The sequence below is a fragment of the Thiocapsa sp. genome (assembly GCF_022340925.1).
Lineage (GTDB): Bacteria > Pseudomonadota > Gammaproteobacteria > Chromatiales > Chromatiaceae > Thiocapsa.
This window is the reverse complement of record NZ_JAJDNA010000042.1, coordinates 45242-60810: the sequence shown is the minus strand read 5'-3', so window position 1 is coordinate 60810 and position 15569 is coordinate 45242. Positions and strand designations below refer to the sequence as shown.

13 protein-coding genes are annotated in these 15569 nt (G+C 66.6%); 4 read left to right on the top strand and 9 right to left on the bottom strand.

Translation table 11 applies throughout. The annotated features are described in order from the left end of the window. Positions 1 to 182 precede the first annotated feature (182 nt). The 3 genes from LJE61_RS05700 to LJE61_RS05690 are packed head-to-tail and all read right to left on the bottom strand — an operon-like array spanning position 183 to position 4279. Complete coding sequence (locus tag LJE61_RS05700; protein WP_296913178.1) at positions 183 to 1670, bottom strand: RsmB/NOP family class I SAM-dependent RNA methyltransferase; 1488 nt, start codon at positions 1668 to 1670, stop codon at positions 183 to 185. 7 nt (positions 1671 to 1677) lie between these two features. After that, positions 1678 to 3159: a RimK family ATP-grasp domain-containing protein gene (locus LJE61_RS05695; protein ID WP_296917730.1), complete on the bottom strand. Its 1482-nt coding sequence runs from the start codon at positions 3157 to 3159 to the stop codon at positions 1678 to 1680. Next, positions 3152 to 4279 carry a GNAT family N-acetyltransferase/peptidase C39 family protein gene (locus tag LJE61_RS05690; RefSeq protein ID WP_296917728.1) on the bottom strand — a complete coding sequence of 376 codons (1128 nt, stop codon included), beginning with the start codon at positions 4277 to 4279 and terminating at the stop codon, positions 3152 to 3154. Before LJE61_RS05690 ends, LJE61_RS05695 begins: the two co-directional genes overlap by 8 nt. A gap of 187 nt (positions 4280 to 4466) precedes the next feature. On the opposite strand from LJE61_RS05690, the gene argE reads away from it, so the two are divergent. Further along, on the top strand, positions 4467 to 5633 hold the full coding sequence (gene argE, locus LJE61_RS05685; protein WP_296913187.1) for an acetylornithine deacetylase: 1167 nt from the start codon (positions 4467 to 4469) through the stop codon (positions 5631 to 5633). A gap of 103 nt (positions 5634 to 5736) precedes the next feature. Here argE and LJE61_RS05680 read toward each other — a convergent pair whose 3' ends face one another. The 4 genes from LJE61_RS05680 to LJE61_RS05665 are packed head-to-tail and all read right to left on the bottom strand — an operon-like array spanning position 5737 to position 9198. Beyond that, a complete protein-coding gene (locus LJE61_RS05680) occupies positions 5737 to 6096 on the bottom strand; it encodes a nucleotide pyrophosphohydrolase (RefSeq protein WP_296917726.1) in 360 nt (119 codons plus the stop codon). Next, complete coding sequence (gene argH, locus LJE61_RS05675) at positions 6086 to 7501, bottom strand: argininosuccinate lyase (RefSeq protein ID WP_296913191.1); 1416 nt, start codon at positions 7499 to 7501, stop codon at positions 6086 to 6088. The genes LJE61_RS05680 and argH overlap by 11 nt, the downstream gene beginning before the upstream one ends. Positions 7502 to 7548: 47 nt before the next feature. Then, positions 7549 to 8424, bottom strand: a complete 876-nt coding sequence (locus tag LJE61_RS05670) for a CPBP family intramembrane glutamic endopeptidase (protein WP_296913193.1) — start codon at positions 8422 to 8424, stop codon at positions 7549 to 7551. Between the two features lie 18 nt (positions 8425 to 8442). Further along, the gene (locus LJE61_RS05665; protein WP_296913197.1) at positions 8443 to 9198 is read right to left on the bottom strand and encodes a class I SAM-dependent methyltransferase; all 756 of its coding nucleotides are present in this window, start codon (positions 9196 to 9198) and stop codon (positions 8443 to 8445) included. 372 nt (positions 9199 to 9570) lie between these two features. Here LJE61_RS05665 and LJE61_RS05660 point away from each other — a divergent pair, with 372 nt between their 5' ends. Further along, entirely contained in the window at positions 9571 to 10329 is a 759-nt protein-coding gene (locus tag LJE61_RS05660; RefSeq protein ID WP_296913199.1) for a putative PEP-binding protein, read from the top strand. Here the strand turns inward: LJE61_RS05660 and LJE61_RS05655 are convergent. Then, positions 10286 to 10777, bottom strand: a complete 492-nt coding sequence (locus LJE61_RS05655; RefSeq protein ID WP_296913201.1) for a cupin domain-containing protein — start codon at positions 10775 to 10777, stop codon at positions 10286 to 10288. The genes LJE61_RS05660 and LJE61_RS05655 overlap by 44 nt on opposite strands. 438 nt (positions 10778 to 11215) lie before the next feature. Here LJE61_RS05655 and asnB point away from each other — a divergent pair, with 438 nt between their 5' ends. Both asnB and LJE61_RS05645 read left to right on the top strand, forming a co-directional pair. Beyond that, positions 11216 to 13045, top strand: coding sequence for an asparagine synthase (glutamine-hydrolyzing) (gene asnB, locus LJE61_RS05650; protein WP_296917724.1), 1830 nt, complete (start codon positions 11216 to 11218; stop codon positions 13043 to 13045). Between the two features lie 13 nt (positions 13046 to 13058). Next, positions 13059 to 14219 carry a glycosyltransferase gene (locus LJE61_RS05645; protein ID WP_296913211.1) on the top strand — a complete coding sequence of 387 codons (1161 nt, stop codon included), beginning with the start codon at positions 13059 to 13061 and terminating at the stop codon, positions 14217 to 14219. A 65-nt stretch (positions 14220 to 14284) separates the two neighbouring features. Here LJE61_RS05645 and LJE61_RS05640 read toward each other — a convergent pair whose 3' ends face one another. After that, positions 14285 to 15460 carry a glycosyltransferase gene (locus LJE61_RS05640; RefSeq protein WP_296913214.1) on the bottom strand — a complete coding sequence of 392 codons (1176 nt, stop codon included), beginning with the start codon at positions 15458 to 15460 and terminating at the stop codon, positions 14285 to 14287. Positions 15461 to 15569 lie beyond the last annotated feature (109 nt).

Sequence of the window (15569 nt, the reverse complement as noted above, 5' to 3'; positions counted from 1 at the left end):
CCTCGAACCGGTGATGTATCGTGACGGATCGGCGCGGGGGCCGGGTATCGGAGGCGATCTTCGGCCGGCCATCAGCCGCGTCGTAGCCACACCGATTCGCCACGCCCCGGATCCTTGGCCCTGCGACGGGATTAAACGGTCACGCCATCAGGACGGCGCCCCGGCGGCGAATGTATCTTAGCTTAACCCGCCGATGTGCATCCGCTCCAGCGGCGGGGAAAGAGGCTCTCGATCACCCCGGAGCGGTGCAATACCGCCACGCCCAGGACGTAACCGCGGTAGGTCACGACGATCTGGCCCGGCGGCATGGCGGCGCGCTGCGCGGGGGTCGGGGCGAAGGTCTCGCGGCGCAGGTACCGATCTCGCTGCTGGGTGTCGAGCGCGACCCGAAAGCGTGTCGCGTCGCGGCCAAACAGCATGGCGCCGCCGGTGCTGGGTTTGGGTGGGCGGACGCTGGTGCGGTGAAAGAACAAACCACTCGACTCCGCGCGGGGCTCCGATGGCGGGGCGTGGTCGGACGCCATCAGGTGGAGTCCGCGCCGGGTTTGACGGTGGGCACGGAAGCCCGACCAGTAGGCGGCGCCGAGGCCGTATTTGGCGTCCAGACCAGCGAGCCATCCAGCGGCCTCGGCGGTGTCCAGCCGGGCGAGCTCGGGCGGAGACTCCGTCAGGGATCGAACGTCCTTCTCGAGTACGGCCATGAAGAAGCCGCCCGTGTCCTGATGATGGGGCCAGACACGGAGGCAGCGGACCAGCTCGGGCGGCATCTCCCGTCCCTGCCAAGCGGTGACACCCGGCTTGGTGATGAACCCGGGGATCGTTGCGGGCAGGAGGCGGACCCGGCCGGGGAGCTCGGCCAGGATGTCCGCCACCACCAGCTCGTTCTCCTCCGGGGCAAAGGTACAGGTCGAGTAGAGAATACGCCCCCCGGGGCGACAGCGCTGCACGGCCTTGCGCAGCAAGGCGCGCTGGCGCGCGCCGAGACGTGCAGCCATCGCCGGATCAAGACGCGCCAGCAAAGACGGGTTGCGTCTCAGGGTACCCTCGCCGGAACAGGGCACGTCCACCAGGACGCGGTCGAACTGCCCGCCCGCGGCGGGCCAGTTGGCGCCGTCGCAGCAGGTCGTGGTCACGTTGACGACGCCCAGACGGTCGAGATTACCCTGTAGCGACTTGAGCCGCCCGCTGGCGATGTCATTGGCGACAAGGGTTCCGCGATTGCCCAAGGCAAAGGCGATCTGGGCGGTCTTGCCGCCTGGAGCCGCGCAGAGATCCAGCACCCGATGCCCCGGCGTCAAGTCCATGAGCCTGACCGGCAGTTGTGACACCTCCTCCTGGGCATGGGCCAGGCCGGCGCAGTACCACCAGTGCCGGCCGGCCTTGGTTTCGGCGGGCAGTCGCAAGGCGTCGGGAAGGCCGGCCACCGGATGCGGCTGCAGTCCCTGCTCGGCGAGCAGCTCGGCGAGCTCGGTGACCGAAATCCGGCTCGGATTGGCCCAGACACAGGGCGGGAGCGGCCGGCCGAGTGCTGCGGCGAAAGCGTCCCAGTCATCGATCAGCGGACGGTACCGCTCCAGGGCCGAGGCGGCGATGTCAGCGGGGGCAAGACGGGGCGCGGCTTGCGCGCGCGGCAGGCGCTCGGCGCTGGCGGTCGGCGAAGGGGATGACATCCGAGGATCAGCGCTTGCCCGCGCGCATCCGCTCGAGACGCGCAACGAATTCACTGATCAGGCGTGCGTAGAGCTGGTCGCCCAGCACCTTGTCCTCGACCCCCGCATCCAGGCTCGGATTGTCGTTGACCTCGATCACGACCGGTCCGGCCGGCGTCTCCTTGAGATCGACCCCATACAGGCCGTCACCGATCAGATCGGCAGCCTTCAGGGCGGTCTTCAGGACCGTTGGCGGGACCTCCTCCACCGACAGCGTCTCGAACCCGCCCTGCTCGTGGCGGCCATCGGACCGATGTTTGACGATCTGCCAATGATCGCGGCTCATCAGATACTTGCAGGCATAGAAGGGGTGGCGGCCGAGGATGCCGATGCGCCAGTCGAACGGCGTGTAGAGATACTCCTGCGCCAGTATCAGATCGGACTCTTTGAAGAGTCTTGCGGCGATCCGCGTCAGTCCGGCGCGATCCTCCGCCCTGAAGACCCCCCGCGAGAAGGACCCCTCCGGGATCTTGAGCACGACCGGATAACCGATCCGCTCCTCGGCCTCCATCAGGTTCTCCTTACGCAAGACCAGGGTCTTGGGTCGCGGGATGCGATGCGCGGCCAAGAGCTCGGCCAGATAGACCTTGTTCGTACACCGCAGAATCGAGTCCGGGTCGTCGATGACCACCATGCCCTCGCTGTCGGCCTTTTTGGCGAAGCGAAAGGTATGGTGACCGATCCGCGTCGTCTCGCGGATGAAAAGGGCGTCGTACTCGGCGAGTCGGCTGTAGTCCCGGCGCTGGATAAGCTCCACGTTGACACCCAACGACTTTCCGACCTTGACGAAGCGCTGCAGCGCCTTCGCGTCGGAAGGCGGAAGCTCTTCGGCAGGATCCTGGAGGACGGCCAGATCGTATCGGTAGGAGAGGCGCGCCCGCGGCTGGCGCCAGCGCTGCGACAGATAGCCCTCGAGCGCGGTGAACAGAGGGCCTTCGCCGTGGGCTGGAACGGCGGCCAGCGGCAGCGCCTTGATGGCACCGATGCGCCAGGTTCCGTTAAGCCGAAAGTCCACGCGCAGGATCGGGCAGCGGAAGGTCTCGAAGATCTCGCGGGCCAGGTGCTGCAGCTCCTTGACGTCACACTGGCCGAAGCAGATGGTCAACTCATAGGCCGTGGGGGCGAGCGCGGAGGTCTTGCGCCGCCCCAGCAAGCGCTGCACCAGTCCGTCCAGCTCCTCGGTGGAAAGGCTGTAGAGCTCTCGGCTCGAGAGCTCCTGGATCGTCCGCACGGTCGGAATCACCTTGTGGCCCCTCGCCTCAGCCAGCAGCGAGCAATAGTAGCCGACGGAGAGATAGCGATAGCTGCGGCAGAGATTGATGACTCGCAGGTCGCGCTTGGACGCCAGCTCTCCGCCGGCGAGATAATCGCGCGCCGTGACCACAGGCAGACGCGGAAAGCCCGGCTTCCAGTCGGCCTGTTGCTCGACCAGCAGGATGTGCTCAGCCACCGGAGGCTCCCCTGGTCGCGGTGGTCTGGGGAAGGGAGACGAGGACGACGGCCCGCAGCCTGACGCGTCCGTAGCGGGCCATGCGGCTGAAGTCGTCCCGTCGAATGGGCATATCGATTGAATCCAGCGTGGTCTCTCCGTTGGCGTAGTCGACATATGGGTCGTGGACATAGACGAAGTGCTCGTCGAACCCCGTGATGACGACCCAATGGGGAAATCGCTCGCGATAGATGCGGTAGGAGCTGATCATCACCAGGGGCACGGCGCCGGCATCCCAGTGCTGTTGCAGATCCTCCACGCTGAGGGTTCCGTGGTTGACCGGGATACCCAGGCGCTGCGCCTCGGCAAGCATGTCTTCGTGGACCAGGCGCATCACCTCCTTCTTCTCGGGGCTGCGCACCGAGTCGACGAGCGGGACGCCGGGGTCGTTGACGTAGATCTGTACGGCGAACCCTCTCGCATGGGCCGACAGGGCCAGCCCCAAGGGACCGCAGCCCCCATGACCCGAGGTCATGAAGATCGTCGTGGACTCCCGCCAGATCCGCAGCTCCAAGGTGCGGTTCAGATCGAGGCTCGGGCGCAGCGCCTGCATCGCCATCATCAGGGAAGAGGAGCCGCAGGTGAAATCCAGTGTCTGCTCGTAGAAGGGCACCCGCTTCAACTCCGGCTTCCGCTCCGGGGAGAGCGTCTTCTCGTAACGCAGCGCCTCCATGTGGTCGGCATAGTAATTCGACAGGACCCCGAAGCGCCGGTAACCCGCATGCTCGAAGAGTGCCTGGGAGGTGACATTGTCGCGGCGAATCTCTAGACGCATGTAGGCGCGCTCCTGCTCCCAGGCAGAGGCTTCGGCGGCCGCAACCAGCGCGTGTCCGACACCCCGCCCACGCGCCTGTGCCGCCACCGCGATGGAGTAGAGCCGCGCCACCGAGGTGGCGCGGCTGAAGAGAACCATCACATACCCCAGCAGGACGCCCTCGGCTTCCGCGACCAGCGTGCGGGCGCGCGCACGGGTCAGCATGTAGCGGAACTGTCGACGGGTTAGGCGGTCGCTGTCGAAGCTTGCGATCTCCAAACGGGTCAAGGCGCTCACGTCCGCGAGCACTGCGGGGCGGATGCGCATGGGCGCTTGCGGGACAGTCTCGCTGGTCGGATCGGTCGGCACTGGCAGGCGACGCGGCGGCGGGATAAGCTCGGGTCAATCTATCCGCCGTGTCGAAAAATGCAAGCCAATGGTGGGGCCCGAGCTGCGAACACTCGAACGACGACGCACACCACGACCGGGGTATCAGCGCCCGGCGGGAGTTTTCATGTCCAACCAGGCACCATCCCTCACCAGCATGCTCGAGGGCTTGATCCGGACCTTATCGGTCAGCAGCGTCACGCCTGCTTTCGACCACAGCAACCGCCCCCTGATCGACCTGCTCGCCTCCTGGCTGGAATCGGCCGGATTCCGGGTGGAGATCCTTTCGATCCCCGGCCGGCCCGACAAGGCCAATCTCCTCGCGACCCTGGGTCGCGGCCCGGGCGGTCTGGTCCTGTCCGGACACACCGACACGGTCCCGTTCGACGCGCATCTCTGGAAACATGATCCGCTGCGGCTGACGGAGTCGGACGGGCGCTACTATGGGCTCGGCACCTCCGACATGAAGTCATTCCTCGGACTCGCCATCGAGGCGGCGCGGGGGTTGGCGGCAGCGGACCTCACCCGGCCCCTGATGATCCTCGCCACGGCCGACGAAGAGTCCGCCATGCACGGCGCACGCGCCCTGGTCGCGGCCGGGCGGCCGCTCGGGCGTTATGCGGTCATCGGTGAGCCGACGGGTCTGCGGCCGGTGCGTCTGCACAAGGGGGTGATGGGGGAGTCCATCCGGTTGGTTGGACGCAGCGGCCACGCGAGCGACCCGACCCTGGGCAACAACGCCATGGAGGGCATGTATGATGTCATCGGCGCCCTCATGGCCTGGCGCGCCGAGCTCCAGCAGGCCCATCGTCACCCCGCCTTCAAGATCCCGCACCCGACCCTCAACCTCGGCCATATCCATGGCGGGGACAATCCGAACCGCATCTGCGGGGAATGCGAGCTGCACCTGGACCTGCGCATCCTGCCGGCTCTGAGTCCGGCGGATGTGCGCGCAGAGCTGAGCCGCCGAGTCGCGACGGTTGCCGAGCGACGCGGACTCATCTGGCAGGTCGAGCCCCTGTTCGAGTCCGTCCCGGCTGCCGAGACGCCCGCCGGCTCGGCCCTCGTGCGCGCGGCCGAGGCCCTGACCGGTCATGTTGCCGAGGCGGTCAGCTTCGGTACCGAGGCGCCTTTTCTGAATCAGCTCGGGATGGAGACCATCGTGCTCGGCCCCGGAGACATCGCCCAGGCCCACCAACCCGACGAATACCTGGCGCTGGATCGGATCACCCCGACGCTCGAGCTGCTGCGTGCCCTGATCCGGCGGTTCTGTTTGGCGCCGGGGAAATCCTGAATGGTCAGATTCAGGCGTAGCTCCGACCGACCGGACCGCATGCACGCGCGGAAACCGGGCTGATCGCCGACAGCCAACCGCCCTTTCCAGGCCGAACGCGGTCTCAGCCCTCCCCGGACTCATCCGCGCGCCGGGCGTCCCCGCGTACCTGCGCGGGAGGATAGCGGGCCTCGTTGATGGCGATCTTCTCATAAGCGGCCGCCACCAGATCGATCTCCAGGCGTTCCGACAGGCGAATGAGATAGATGAGGATGTCGGCCATCTCGTGAGCCACGTGGCGCGTCTTCTCTGCATCCAGGGCGGCGCTCTGACGCTCGGTCAACCATTGGAAATGCTCGAGCAGCTCGCCGGCCTCGCCGGCGAGGGCCATGGCGAGGTTTTTCGGAGAGTGAAACTGCTCCCAGTCGCGCGCACGGGCAAATTCCAGCAGGAGGTTGTTGAGCTGATCCAGACTATCCGCCATCCGCCCCCCCCAGCCCAGTCAGACGCTGGCGCGCCCGCGCAACAGCGGCCCGCACCTGGGCGGGGGCGGTCCCGCCGAGATGATCTCGCGCGGCAACGGATCCCTCCAAGGTCAGGACGGAATAGACGTCGGCCTCGATCGCGTCCGAGAACTGGCGCAGCTCGGTGAGGCTCAACTCTCCCAGGTCGCGGCCCTCTCCCACGCCGAGCGCAACCGCCTTGCCGACGATCTCATGGGCGTCGCGGAAGGGGATGCCCTTGCGCACCAGATAGTCGGCGAGATCGGTCGCCGTGCTGAACCCCCGGGCGGCGGCGTCGCGCATGCGGGCGTGGTTGCAGGTGATCCCCTGCATCATGCCGGTGTAGGCCTTGAGCGAGCCCTTGAGATTGTCGACCGTGTCGAACAGGGGCTCCTTGTCCTCTTGGTTGTCTTTGTTGTAGGCGAGAGGTTGGCCCTTCATGAGCGTGAGGAGGCCCATCAGATGTCCGAAGATCCGCCCGCTTTTCCCGCGCACCAGCTCGGGCACGTCGGGGTTCTTCTTCTGCGGCATGATCGAGGAGCCGGTGCAGAAGCTATCCGACATCTCTACGAACGCAAACTGGGCGGAGGACCAGAGAATGAGCTCTTCGGAGAACCGCGACAGATGCATCATGAGGATGGCCGCATCCGCCGTGAACTCGATTGCGAAATCCCGATCGGAGACGGCGTCCAGCGAGTTCTCGGAGGGCCGATCGAAACCGAGCAGCTCGGCGGTGTACTGACGGTCGATCGGGTAGGTGGTGCCGGCGAGGGCCGCGGCCCCGAGCGGCATGACATTGAGACGCCGACGACAGTCGGCAAGTCGATCGCGATCTCGATCCAGCATCTCGAACCAGGCCAGCATGTGGTGGCCGAAGGTCACGGGCTGAGCGACCTGAAGATGGGTGAACCCCGGCATCAGGGCGTCGGCCTCGCGCTCGGCCAGACGCAACAGCACCCGCTGCAGATCCGCGATCGCATGGCCGATGAGGTCAATCTCCTCGCGCAGCCAGAGTCGCACGTCGGTCGCCACCTGGTCGTTGCGCGACCGCCCCGTGTGGAGCTTCTTGCCGGCATCGCCGATCGAATCCGTCAACGCCGATTCCACGTTCATGTGGACGTCCTCGAGCGGGATCGACCACTGAAACTCGCCGGCCTCGATGCGCGCCCGCACCGCCTCGAGGCCGGAGACAATGGCGTCGCGCTCGGCGCTGCTTAAGATCCCCTGGCGCGCAAGCATGGTGGCATGGGCGATCGAGCCCTGAATATCGTAGCGGTAGAGCCGCCGGTCGAAGTCGACCGACGCGGTGAAGGCCTCGACGAAGGCGTCCGTAGGGGCATTGAATCGCCCTGCCCAGGGCTTGGCGGGAGGGGTTGACTGGGGCATCAGCGGATCCGGCAATGATTCGATCCGCCGATTCTATACCCGTCGGATCAGGGGTGCGGCGCCCGCGACTGACGTGACCAGATCCAGAAGACCAGCGCCAGAGATCCGATCCAGGCCGCAGCGAGCAACCCGATCGTGCCGTCGTACTCTCCGACCAGAAAGGCCAGGGGGGCACTTGGGTTCCCATCGGTCAAGCGGCGTGAGACCTGAATCACAAAGACCCAACCGGCATGCAGTCCGATGCACCAGCCGATATGCCCCGTGCGCTCGCGGACAAGCGCCAAGAACACCCCGACCGCGAAGAGCGCGAGCATCGAGTCGAGATGGGCCCACTGAAAGAGATCGACGAAGACGCCGACGAGCATCCGCCCGGAGCCCGCAAAGTCGAAGGGCACACCCGCGGGCAACGCCCCGGGCTTCATGAAGTGCACGAGCGCGTAGAGGAACGCGCTCCAGACCACGGCCGCGACGAACCCGTCTCGACGGCGGATCGCCGTATAGAGCGCCCCCCGAAAGAACATCTCCTCCAGCACGCCGATGACGAGTCCACCGATCAAGGCCTGGACGGCTTTGCTCGCCAGGACCGGCCAACGCTCGAGATCCGCATCCGGAATGCGGATTTGCAGCGCGACGAGCGCAAGCGCCAAGACCACGAGGATAAGCGTCCCCTGGATCCAGCCCAAGCCCACCGACCTCCGCAGCACGCGACCCGCAGCACCGAAACCCACCGACGTCCGATCCGCAAGTCGCAGTTGTTTGAGAAACGTCCAGAATCCGAGCAGCATGAAGACCTGTGCCAAACGGCCCATGACCCGTTGGGGCTCAACGGCGACCCAGCCAGTCTCCACGAGGGGATACGCCAACAGCGCCGCCAGGACGAGACAGGCAAGCAGATAAGAAAAAAAGACCCCGGTGATGCGCATCGAACCGAGTCCGAGAGCTCAAGGCTTGGCGGCTGTCCGGACAGGGTCGTCCTTGCGGGCGACCACCACTGGCCTGGCGTAGCCCCAGGGCACCGCTTGAGCAGGCGTGAGGAATTCGGCCGATGTGAAGCCGACCTCGAGCAAACGCTGCAGCAGATCCTCGCCATAGTTCCGAAATGCGAGCACGGCAGAGCCCTCCTTGGCGGGATCCAGATGATACTCGGCGGGAAGCAGATGCGTGATCCGGCCGGCCGGATCCAGACGCGCGCGTTCGACAGTTTCCGGTTCCCCGCTCACGGGTACGGTGAACACCAGCATGCCGCCAGGCTTCAAGACCCGATTCATCTCAGCGAATCCGCGGCGATCGTCCGGCACATGCTCGAACACCTCGGTCGAGGTGCAGAGATCAAAGACGGCGTCTGGAAAGGTCAGGCGCTGCACGTCCTGGCAGAGAATGCCGCCTCTGACCTCGCCCGGCTCCGCGTCGGCATGGTACTGCGAGCAGGTCAGGCGGGCCGCCCGCCGCATGAGAAAGCCGTGGAACGGACCGCGGCAGGAGAGCTCCAGAACATGGGCCGAGGAGAGCGCCACCTCCAGCTGCCTCAGGGCAGCGGCCATGGACATGGAAATCGCGCTGGCGCGACACACGAGACAGCGTACGAGTATCTCATCCTCGCCGAGCCGGACGAGCAGCCGATGGCCCTCGCAGACAGGACAGACCGCCCATTTGGCCCCCAAGCCCAGGCCTTGGCCCGCCACGAATCGGCTTCTCATCAAACGAAGTAACCGCAAGCGCAAATCTCCAATCACCTGCCGGGGACGACGCTGAAACTGGCGGCGCCTCCCCGGGGCGGCGGAGCCTGATGGATGTCCGGCCGGCATCGCCGGTCGATCGGCCCATGGACGCTTGCCCTCCGCCCTTGGCGACGAACGACCGGCCAGGCCGCGCTCCGGGCACCATTGTGCCCCAACCGGCGGCGATTGACATGAAGGACCGCGGGTCCAGCGCGCCGCCGAAGCGGATCGGTCTGCCCCCATGATACGGCGCTGGCCGCTGTAGGACTCACCCAGTAGGGCTTTGCCGATGCAGCCCTGAGGCTGATCGAGGGGCTGTTCGACGCCTCTGTCCACTTCGACCTCCGTCGTGTGCCCGACCTCTACTGCGGCTTCGACCGCCAGGCCGCCCAGGACCTGTTGCGCACGCAGATGACAGCGATCCTGCGGCTCGCGCTGGAATGCGACATCCGGGGGCTGCTGCCCATGATCCTCGGCGGTTCGGACCTGCACGAGGCGGTCACCCTGATCCGCCAGTTCGCCGGCGGGGAGGGTATTGCCGAGCTGCCACCCATCGGGGCCCTGTTTGAGACCCCTTCGGCCGTGTTCTCGATCGGCGATGTGCTGCGGTACGCCGACTTCCTGAGCATCGGCACCAACGACCTCTCGCAGTGCATCCGCGCCGGTCAGGCCCACACCATCGAGGCGGCCTGGTGCGGCTGGCCGAGGTCCATACCACTGGGCAGAACCGGAAGGTTGGTACAACGTGCGAGCATCAGACAGGGAGCGCAGGGGACCCAAACCCTGCGTTTGGAATCCGCACGACTGGTAACGCCAAGCGGTGCTCGAAACACACCGGAGGCAGACCTGTCCACACTTCATCAGATTCGCCAAGGCGTAACACAGGCGTGGGACCGGGTGGTCGATGGCTGGGGGCAGCTGTTCCGCCGCGCAGCAGAGGCGCTGGCACGATTCACCCCCGGCGCGCGCATCAGGGAGATGTGGCCGAAGGCTCACGCAGGGACATGGCTGCCCGCAGCAGTGACGGGGACCTGCTCACTGCGGAAGTCTTCGACCGACAAGTCGGCTAAGCGGGTTTTGCGTACTTCCCGAACCCCGTCACATCGATGAGCACGCAGCGCTCATCACCGACAATCCAGGCATCGTGTCCGGGCGGCATATAGAAGGCATCGCCCGGACCGAACTCCACTTCCGAGCCGTCGTCCATCTTGACGACCATACGCCCTTCCAGGACGTAACCGGTGTGCCCTGACTGGCAGGACGCGGTCCCGGCGATGGGCTTGACATGCTCGCTCCAAACCCAACCGGGTTCGAAGATACCTCGTCCCAGAACGGTTTCGCCCACGGTTACAATCTCCGCCCGACCCTTCCCGTCCTTAAACGGACGAACCTCGTCGGGATTGTCCAGGGATTTTCGTTCGAGTTGTTGAGTCATGATGCTGTCCTCCTGGTCGGTGGCAGATGTGCTGATAGGATTCTTCGTGCCTGCCAGGCAACTGACGAACCACGGGAAAAAGGCGACATCGGCAAGGCGGATATGAATCTGCCCTTGTAGCACGTCGCCCTTCCTGTCTTTCCAAACACGCCGAAGGTCGCGCCCTGCTGCACGCCAGCCCTCCGAACTCACTATAGGTGAGTCAGCCGAACATATCCGATTATTTTCGTCCACTATGTGTCTTGTTAAGCTGAGCTGCGAGATTCATCTGGCACTGATATGGATCGTCGGTTGCGCACGGTCTCCAGATCCTCTCCCGGGCCCAGGGGATTCAGCAGAAGACCGGCAGGACATTCTTCGGTCGGGAAGAGACATTGCAGAGGCGGCTCACCAAGCGTGATGGTTCAGGACGCCTTGTCAGCTTCAACCCCGCGGGTCGACAATGCAACGACAACGCGGGGACCCGCCCCGCTCCTTTCGGGCAGGCCTTGAACCAAGCCCATCGAGCCATCTGATGCCCCAAACCCCGATCAGACGCACGCGCCACCGTTCGAGCCGCTGATGTGCGGCATCGCGGGTCTCATGCTGCGCGAGGGGCGTCGTCCGGAGCCGGACGCGTTGGCCCGCATGGCGGCTGCGCTGGCCCATCGGGGTCCGGACGATCGGGGCATTCATTGCAGCGGTCCGGTCGGGCTGGCGCAGACCCGGCTCTCGATCATCGGGCTTGCCACGGGGCATCAGCCGATGGTGTCGGGGGACGGCCGGCTCGCGCTGGCGGCCAACGGCGAGGTCTACAATTACGTCGAGCTCAATGCCGCGCTGCGCGAGCATGGCCGCCGGCTGCTGACCGACTCGGACTCCGAGACCATCCTGCATGCCTACGCGGTGCATGGTCTGGACTTCCTGACGGAGCTGCGCGGGATGTACGCGTTTGCGCTCCACGACGCGCGGACCGGCCGGCTGATCCTGGCGCGCGACCGGCTCGGCATCAAGCCGCTGTTCTATGCGCGTCTGCCCGATCGCATCGCCTTCGCGTCCGAGATCAAGGCACTCCTGCCAATCCTGCCCGGGCAGCCCCGCGTGAATCCGGCCGCACTGCGACAGTTCCTGCAGAACCAGTTTGCGAGCGGGGAAGAGACGATTTTCGAGGGCATCCGGAGGGTCCCGCCCGGCGAGGCGCTGATCATCGATCGGGGATTGCGGATCGGGCACAGACGCTACTGGTCGGCGCTCGACGTCCAGCCTCGCACCCTCAGCCCGGAGGCCGCGCTCGCCGAGCTCGACGGTCTACTCGACGCCGTGATGCGTGAGCACATGCGCTCGGACGTGCCCTTCGGCCTCTTCCTCTCCGGCGGGGTGGACTCGGCCGTGCTGGCCGCGCTGCTTCACGCCCATGGTGCCGGTCGCATCAAAAGCTTCTCGGTCGGCTATCGGGGCACCGCCATGGCCCACGAGCTGGACGAGGCGGCGCGGGTCGCGGCGCACTTCGGGCTGGAGCATCGCCCGCTCGAGCTGGAGCTCGGGGAGATCTTCGCGCGCATCCCGCATACGGTCTGGGCGGCCGACGAGCTGATGCGCGACTATGCGAACCTGCCGACGTCGATCCTCGCCCAGACCGCGGCTCACGACCTCAAGGTGGTCTTCTCCGGTGAGGGCGGGGACGAGGTCTTGGCAGGCTATCGGCGCTATCGCCCCTCGCCCCCCGAGCGGTGGCTCAAGGGCCGGCTCCACCCCGGAAGCGGCGCCTTCCGCACGCGCGGTCACTGGTCGGGGTACTGGACGCGCCGGCTGCTCGGACCCGCCCTCAGAGCGGTCAAGGAGGCGGATCGCGCGCCCTTTGTCAGAGCCTGGCAGGCGACGCCGAAACACTGGTCCGACCTGCAGCGGCGTCAGTACACCGATCTGGTCACCGCCCTTCCGGACAACCTGCTGGTCAAGACCGACCGGATGCTCATGGGTTTCGGGCTGGAGGGACGGGTCCCGTTTCTCGACCATCGGATCGTCGAGCTCGGACTTGCACTCCCGGACCGCCTCAAGATCAGGGGCCATCAGGGCAAGTGGCTGCTGCAGCGCTGGGCCGAGCCGAAGCTGCCGCCGGGACACCTGCAACGCCCCAAGCGGGGCTTCCACGTGCCGGTCGGGGACTGGCTCACGGGGGAAGTGGCGGCGCGGGCCGGGGAGAGACTGCGCCTGAGCCGCGGTGTGCGGGAGTGGTTCCGCGTGGAGGCGATCCCAGGCCTCGTCGCGGCTCGCCGGGCCGGCCGTGGTGGCAGCCGCGAGCTGTTCGGGATGATGCAATTCGCCATCTGGCACCGCCTCTTCATCGAGCGGCCCGGGCTCAAGCCCTCGCCCGACGAGGACCCGCTCGAGTGGATCGCGAGCGGCTCCTAGTACCTCGCTTAACATGCCTCAACGCATCGCCTGTTTCTTCTCCACCTCGGGCCATAGCGGGGTCGATCGCTTCGCGCGACATCTGATCCCGGCGCTGGCGCGGCGCGGCTACCGAGTGGATCTGCTCAAGGTCAGGCAGCACGGACCGGACCTCGAAGGGCTTCCGCATGGGGTGCAGATCATCGATCTGGGCACACGCCATACCTATGCCTGCCTGCCCGAGGTGCTGCGGTATCTGCGCCGATCGCGACCCGCCGTCATGCTCTCCGACAAGGATCGGGTCAACCGGCTGGCTCTGCTCGCCCGATGGCTCTCGCGGACGGGGACACGACTGGTCCTCCGCACCGGCACAACGGTTTCAGCGGATCTGGCCTCACGCGGACCGCTGGACCGGTGGGCGCAGCGCCGCTCGATCGGCTGGCTCTATCGGTTCGCCGATCAGGTGATCGTGCCGAGCCGGGGAGCGGCCGACGATATGGCGGCCTATACGGGTCTCGATCGCGAGCGGATCCGGGCCGTTCCCTCGCCGATCGTCCCCGCCTCGCTCCTGACGGCATCGCTCGCGCGACCAGAGCACCCCTGGCTGGGAGACCCGGACCATCCCCTCATCCTCAGTGTCGGGGAGCTATGCAGCCGCAAGGACTTTCCCACCCTGATCCGGGCCTTCGCACGGGTGCGTGCCCGGCGTGCGTCCCGCCTCATGATCCTTGGACGCGGCAATGCCCGCGAGCGTCTCCTGGCACTCGCGGAGACCCTCGGTGTGGCGCAGGACGTCGACCTGCCGGGCTTCGTGGCGCAGCCCTATGCCTACATGGCCCATGCGAGCCTCCTGGCCTTCTCCTCGCGGTGGGAGGGATTGCCCTTCGTGCCCGTCGAGGCGTTGGCGGTCGGGACCCCCGTCGTGTCCACGGACTGCCCGAGCGGGCCGCGCGAGATCCTTCAAGACGGGCGCATCGGGCGGCTGGTGCCCGTCGGCGACGATGCGGCACTCGCGGATGCGATCCTGGCAACCCTAGAGGATCCGCCAGCGAAGGCCACCTTGCAGGATGCCGCCCGCGTCTTTGAGATCGAGGCCAGCACGAACGCCTATCTGGATGCCATGGGCCTGCCTCATCGGGCCTCGGCGCCCGACGGTCGCCGTGTGGCGCACGCCTGGCCGCCACGCGTGCGATGAGGACAGCCTGGGCACTGGGCGGCCGCTCGACGCCCGACTCCCGGGCGCGGCCCCGACCTGCGGCTTCATGACGCCGACGTGGCGGCCGGCTCCTCGATCAGCCCGAATGCCGCAAGATAACGTCTCGCGCTGACGTCCATGCGATACTCCAGCACCGCCTCCTTCAGGACATGGGGCGGCAGCGGATTGCGCAGGGTCGCTTCCATGGCCGCGGCCAATGCGTCGACATCGCCGACGGGTACCAGGGCGCCGAAGACACCGCCCCGGGTGATCTCCCTCGGTCCGCTGCGGCAGTCGGTGGCGACCACCGGCGTGCCGAGCGCGAGTGCCTCGGTCAACACATTCGGCGAGCCCTCCCAAAGAGATGAAAGTACGAACAGGCTGGCCCGCGCCAGATAGCGGTAGGGGTTCGGGTCGAACCCTGGCAAGGCGACCGCGTCTGTCAGTCCCAAGTCGTCGGCGAGACGCCGCAGCCGATCCCTCTGGCGACCCTGGCCCAGGATCATCAGCCGGCACGGCAATCGCTCGCGAACCCGGGCGAAGGCGCGGATCAGGGTCGGAAAGTCCTTCTGGGTCCGCAACCCGCCGATGCCCATGATCACCGGCGGCTGGCCCACCGCGAACCAGCGGTGATCGAGTGGCTCTTGGGCCAGGTTCTCAAGCTCAGGGGTCAGATTGGGATTCCGGATGACCCGAATCCGCGCTTCGGGAAGCCCAGTGATTGCGGCGATGTCCTCGGCAACGCCCTCCGACACGGCGACGACGCCATCGGCTTGGCGATAGAGTGCCCGCAAACGCCGCCGTTCCCACCAGCGCCTCAGGCGGTTCTTGCCTCGTGCCCGCCAGCGTTCAGACATGACGGTGCCGGGGCGCAGAAAATATCGGGTGTCGCCGTGACTGCGACGTTTGGCAGAGAGTGCGGCCCGGTCGTCCCGGGTCTTGGCGGAGAGGACGATGGTCGGGCGCCGGCGAGGCAGGTAGTCAAGCAGAAACCGCACGCGTTGGCGCTGGCTGGTCGGACCGAGCACCTGGATGGACACGCCGGGCGGGAATCGGTCGAGAAAGGGCTGCTCGCGGGACCCGACAACGAAGTCGACCGGAAACCCCTCCCCGGCGATCCCGCGGGCGATGTTGACCATCATGCGTTCCACCCCTCCGTCTCCGAAGCTCGGAATGAAGAGACACACCGGGCGCGGTAAGCGTCGGTCCGGGGCGACCATGCCTGGATCCGATGGTGACATGGCAGATATCCATTGGCTTAAGAACTGAGGCAAATCGTGCAGCGACTCGCCGTCTTCGCGACCCCGCCGAGTTGCCCCGGGCCTGAGAGGCCCAACCTCCAGCGGTTGG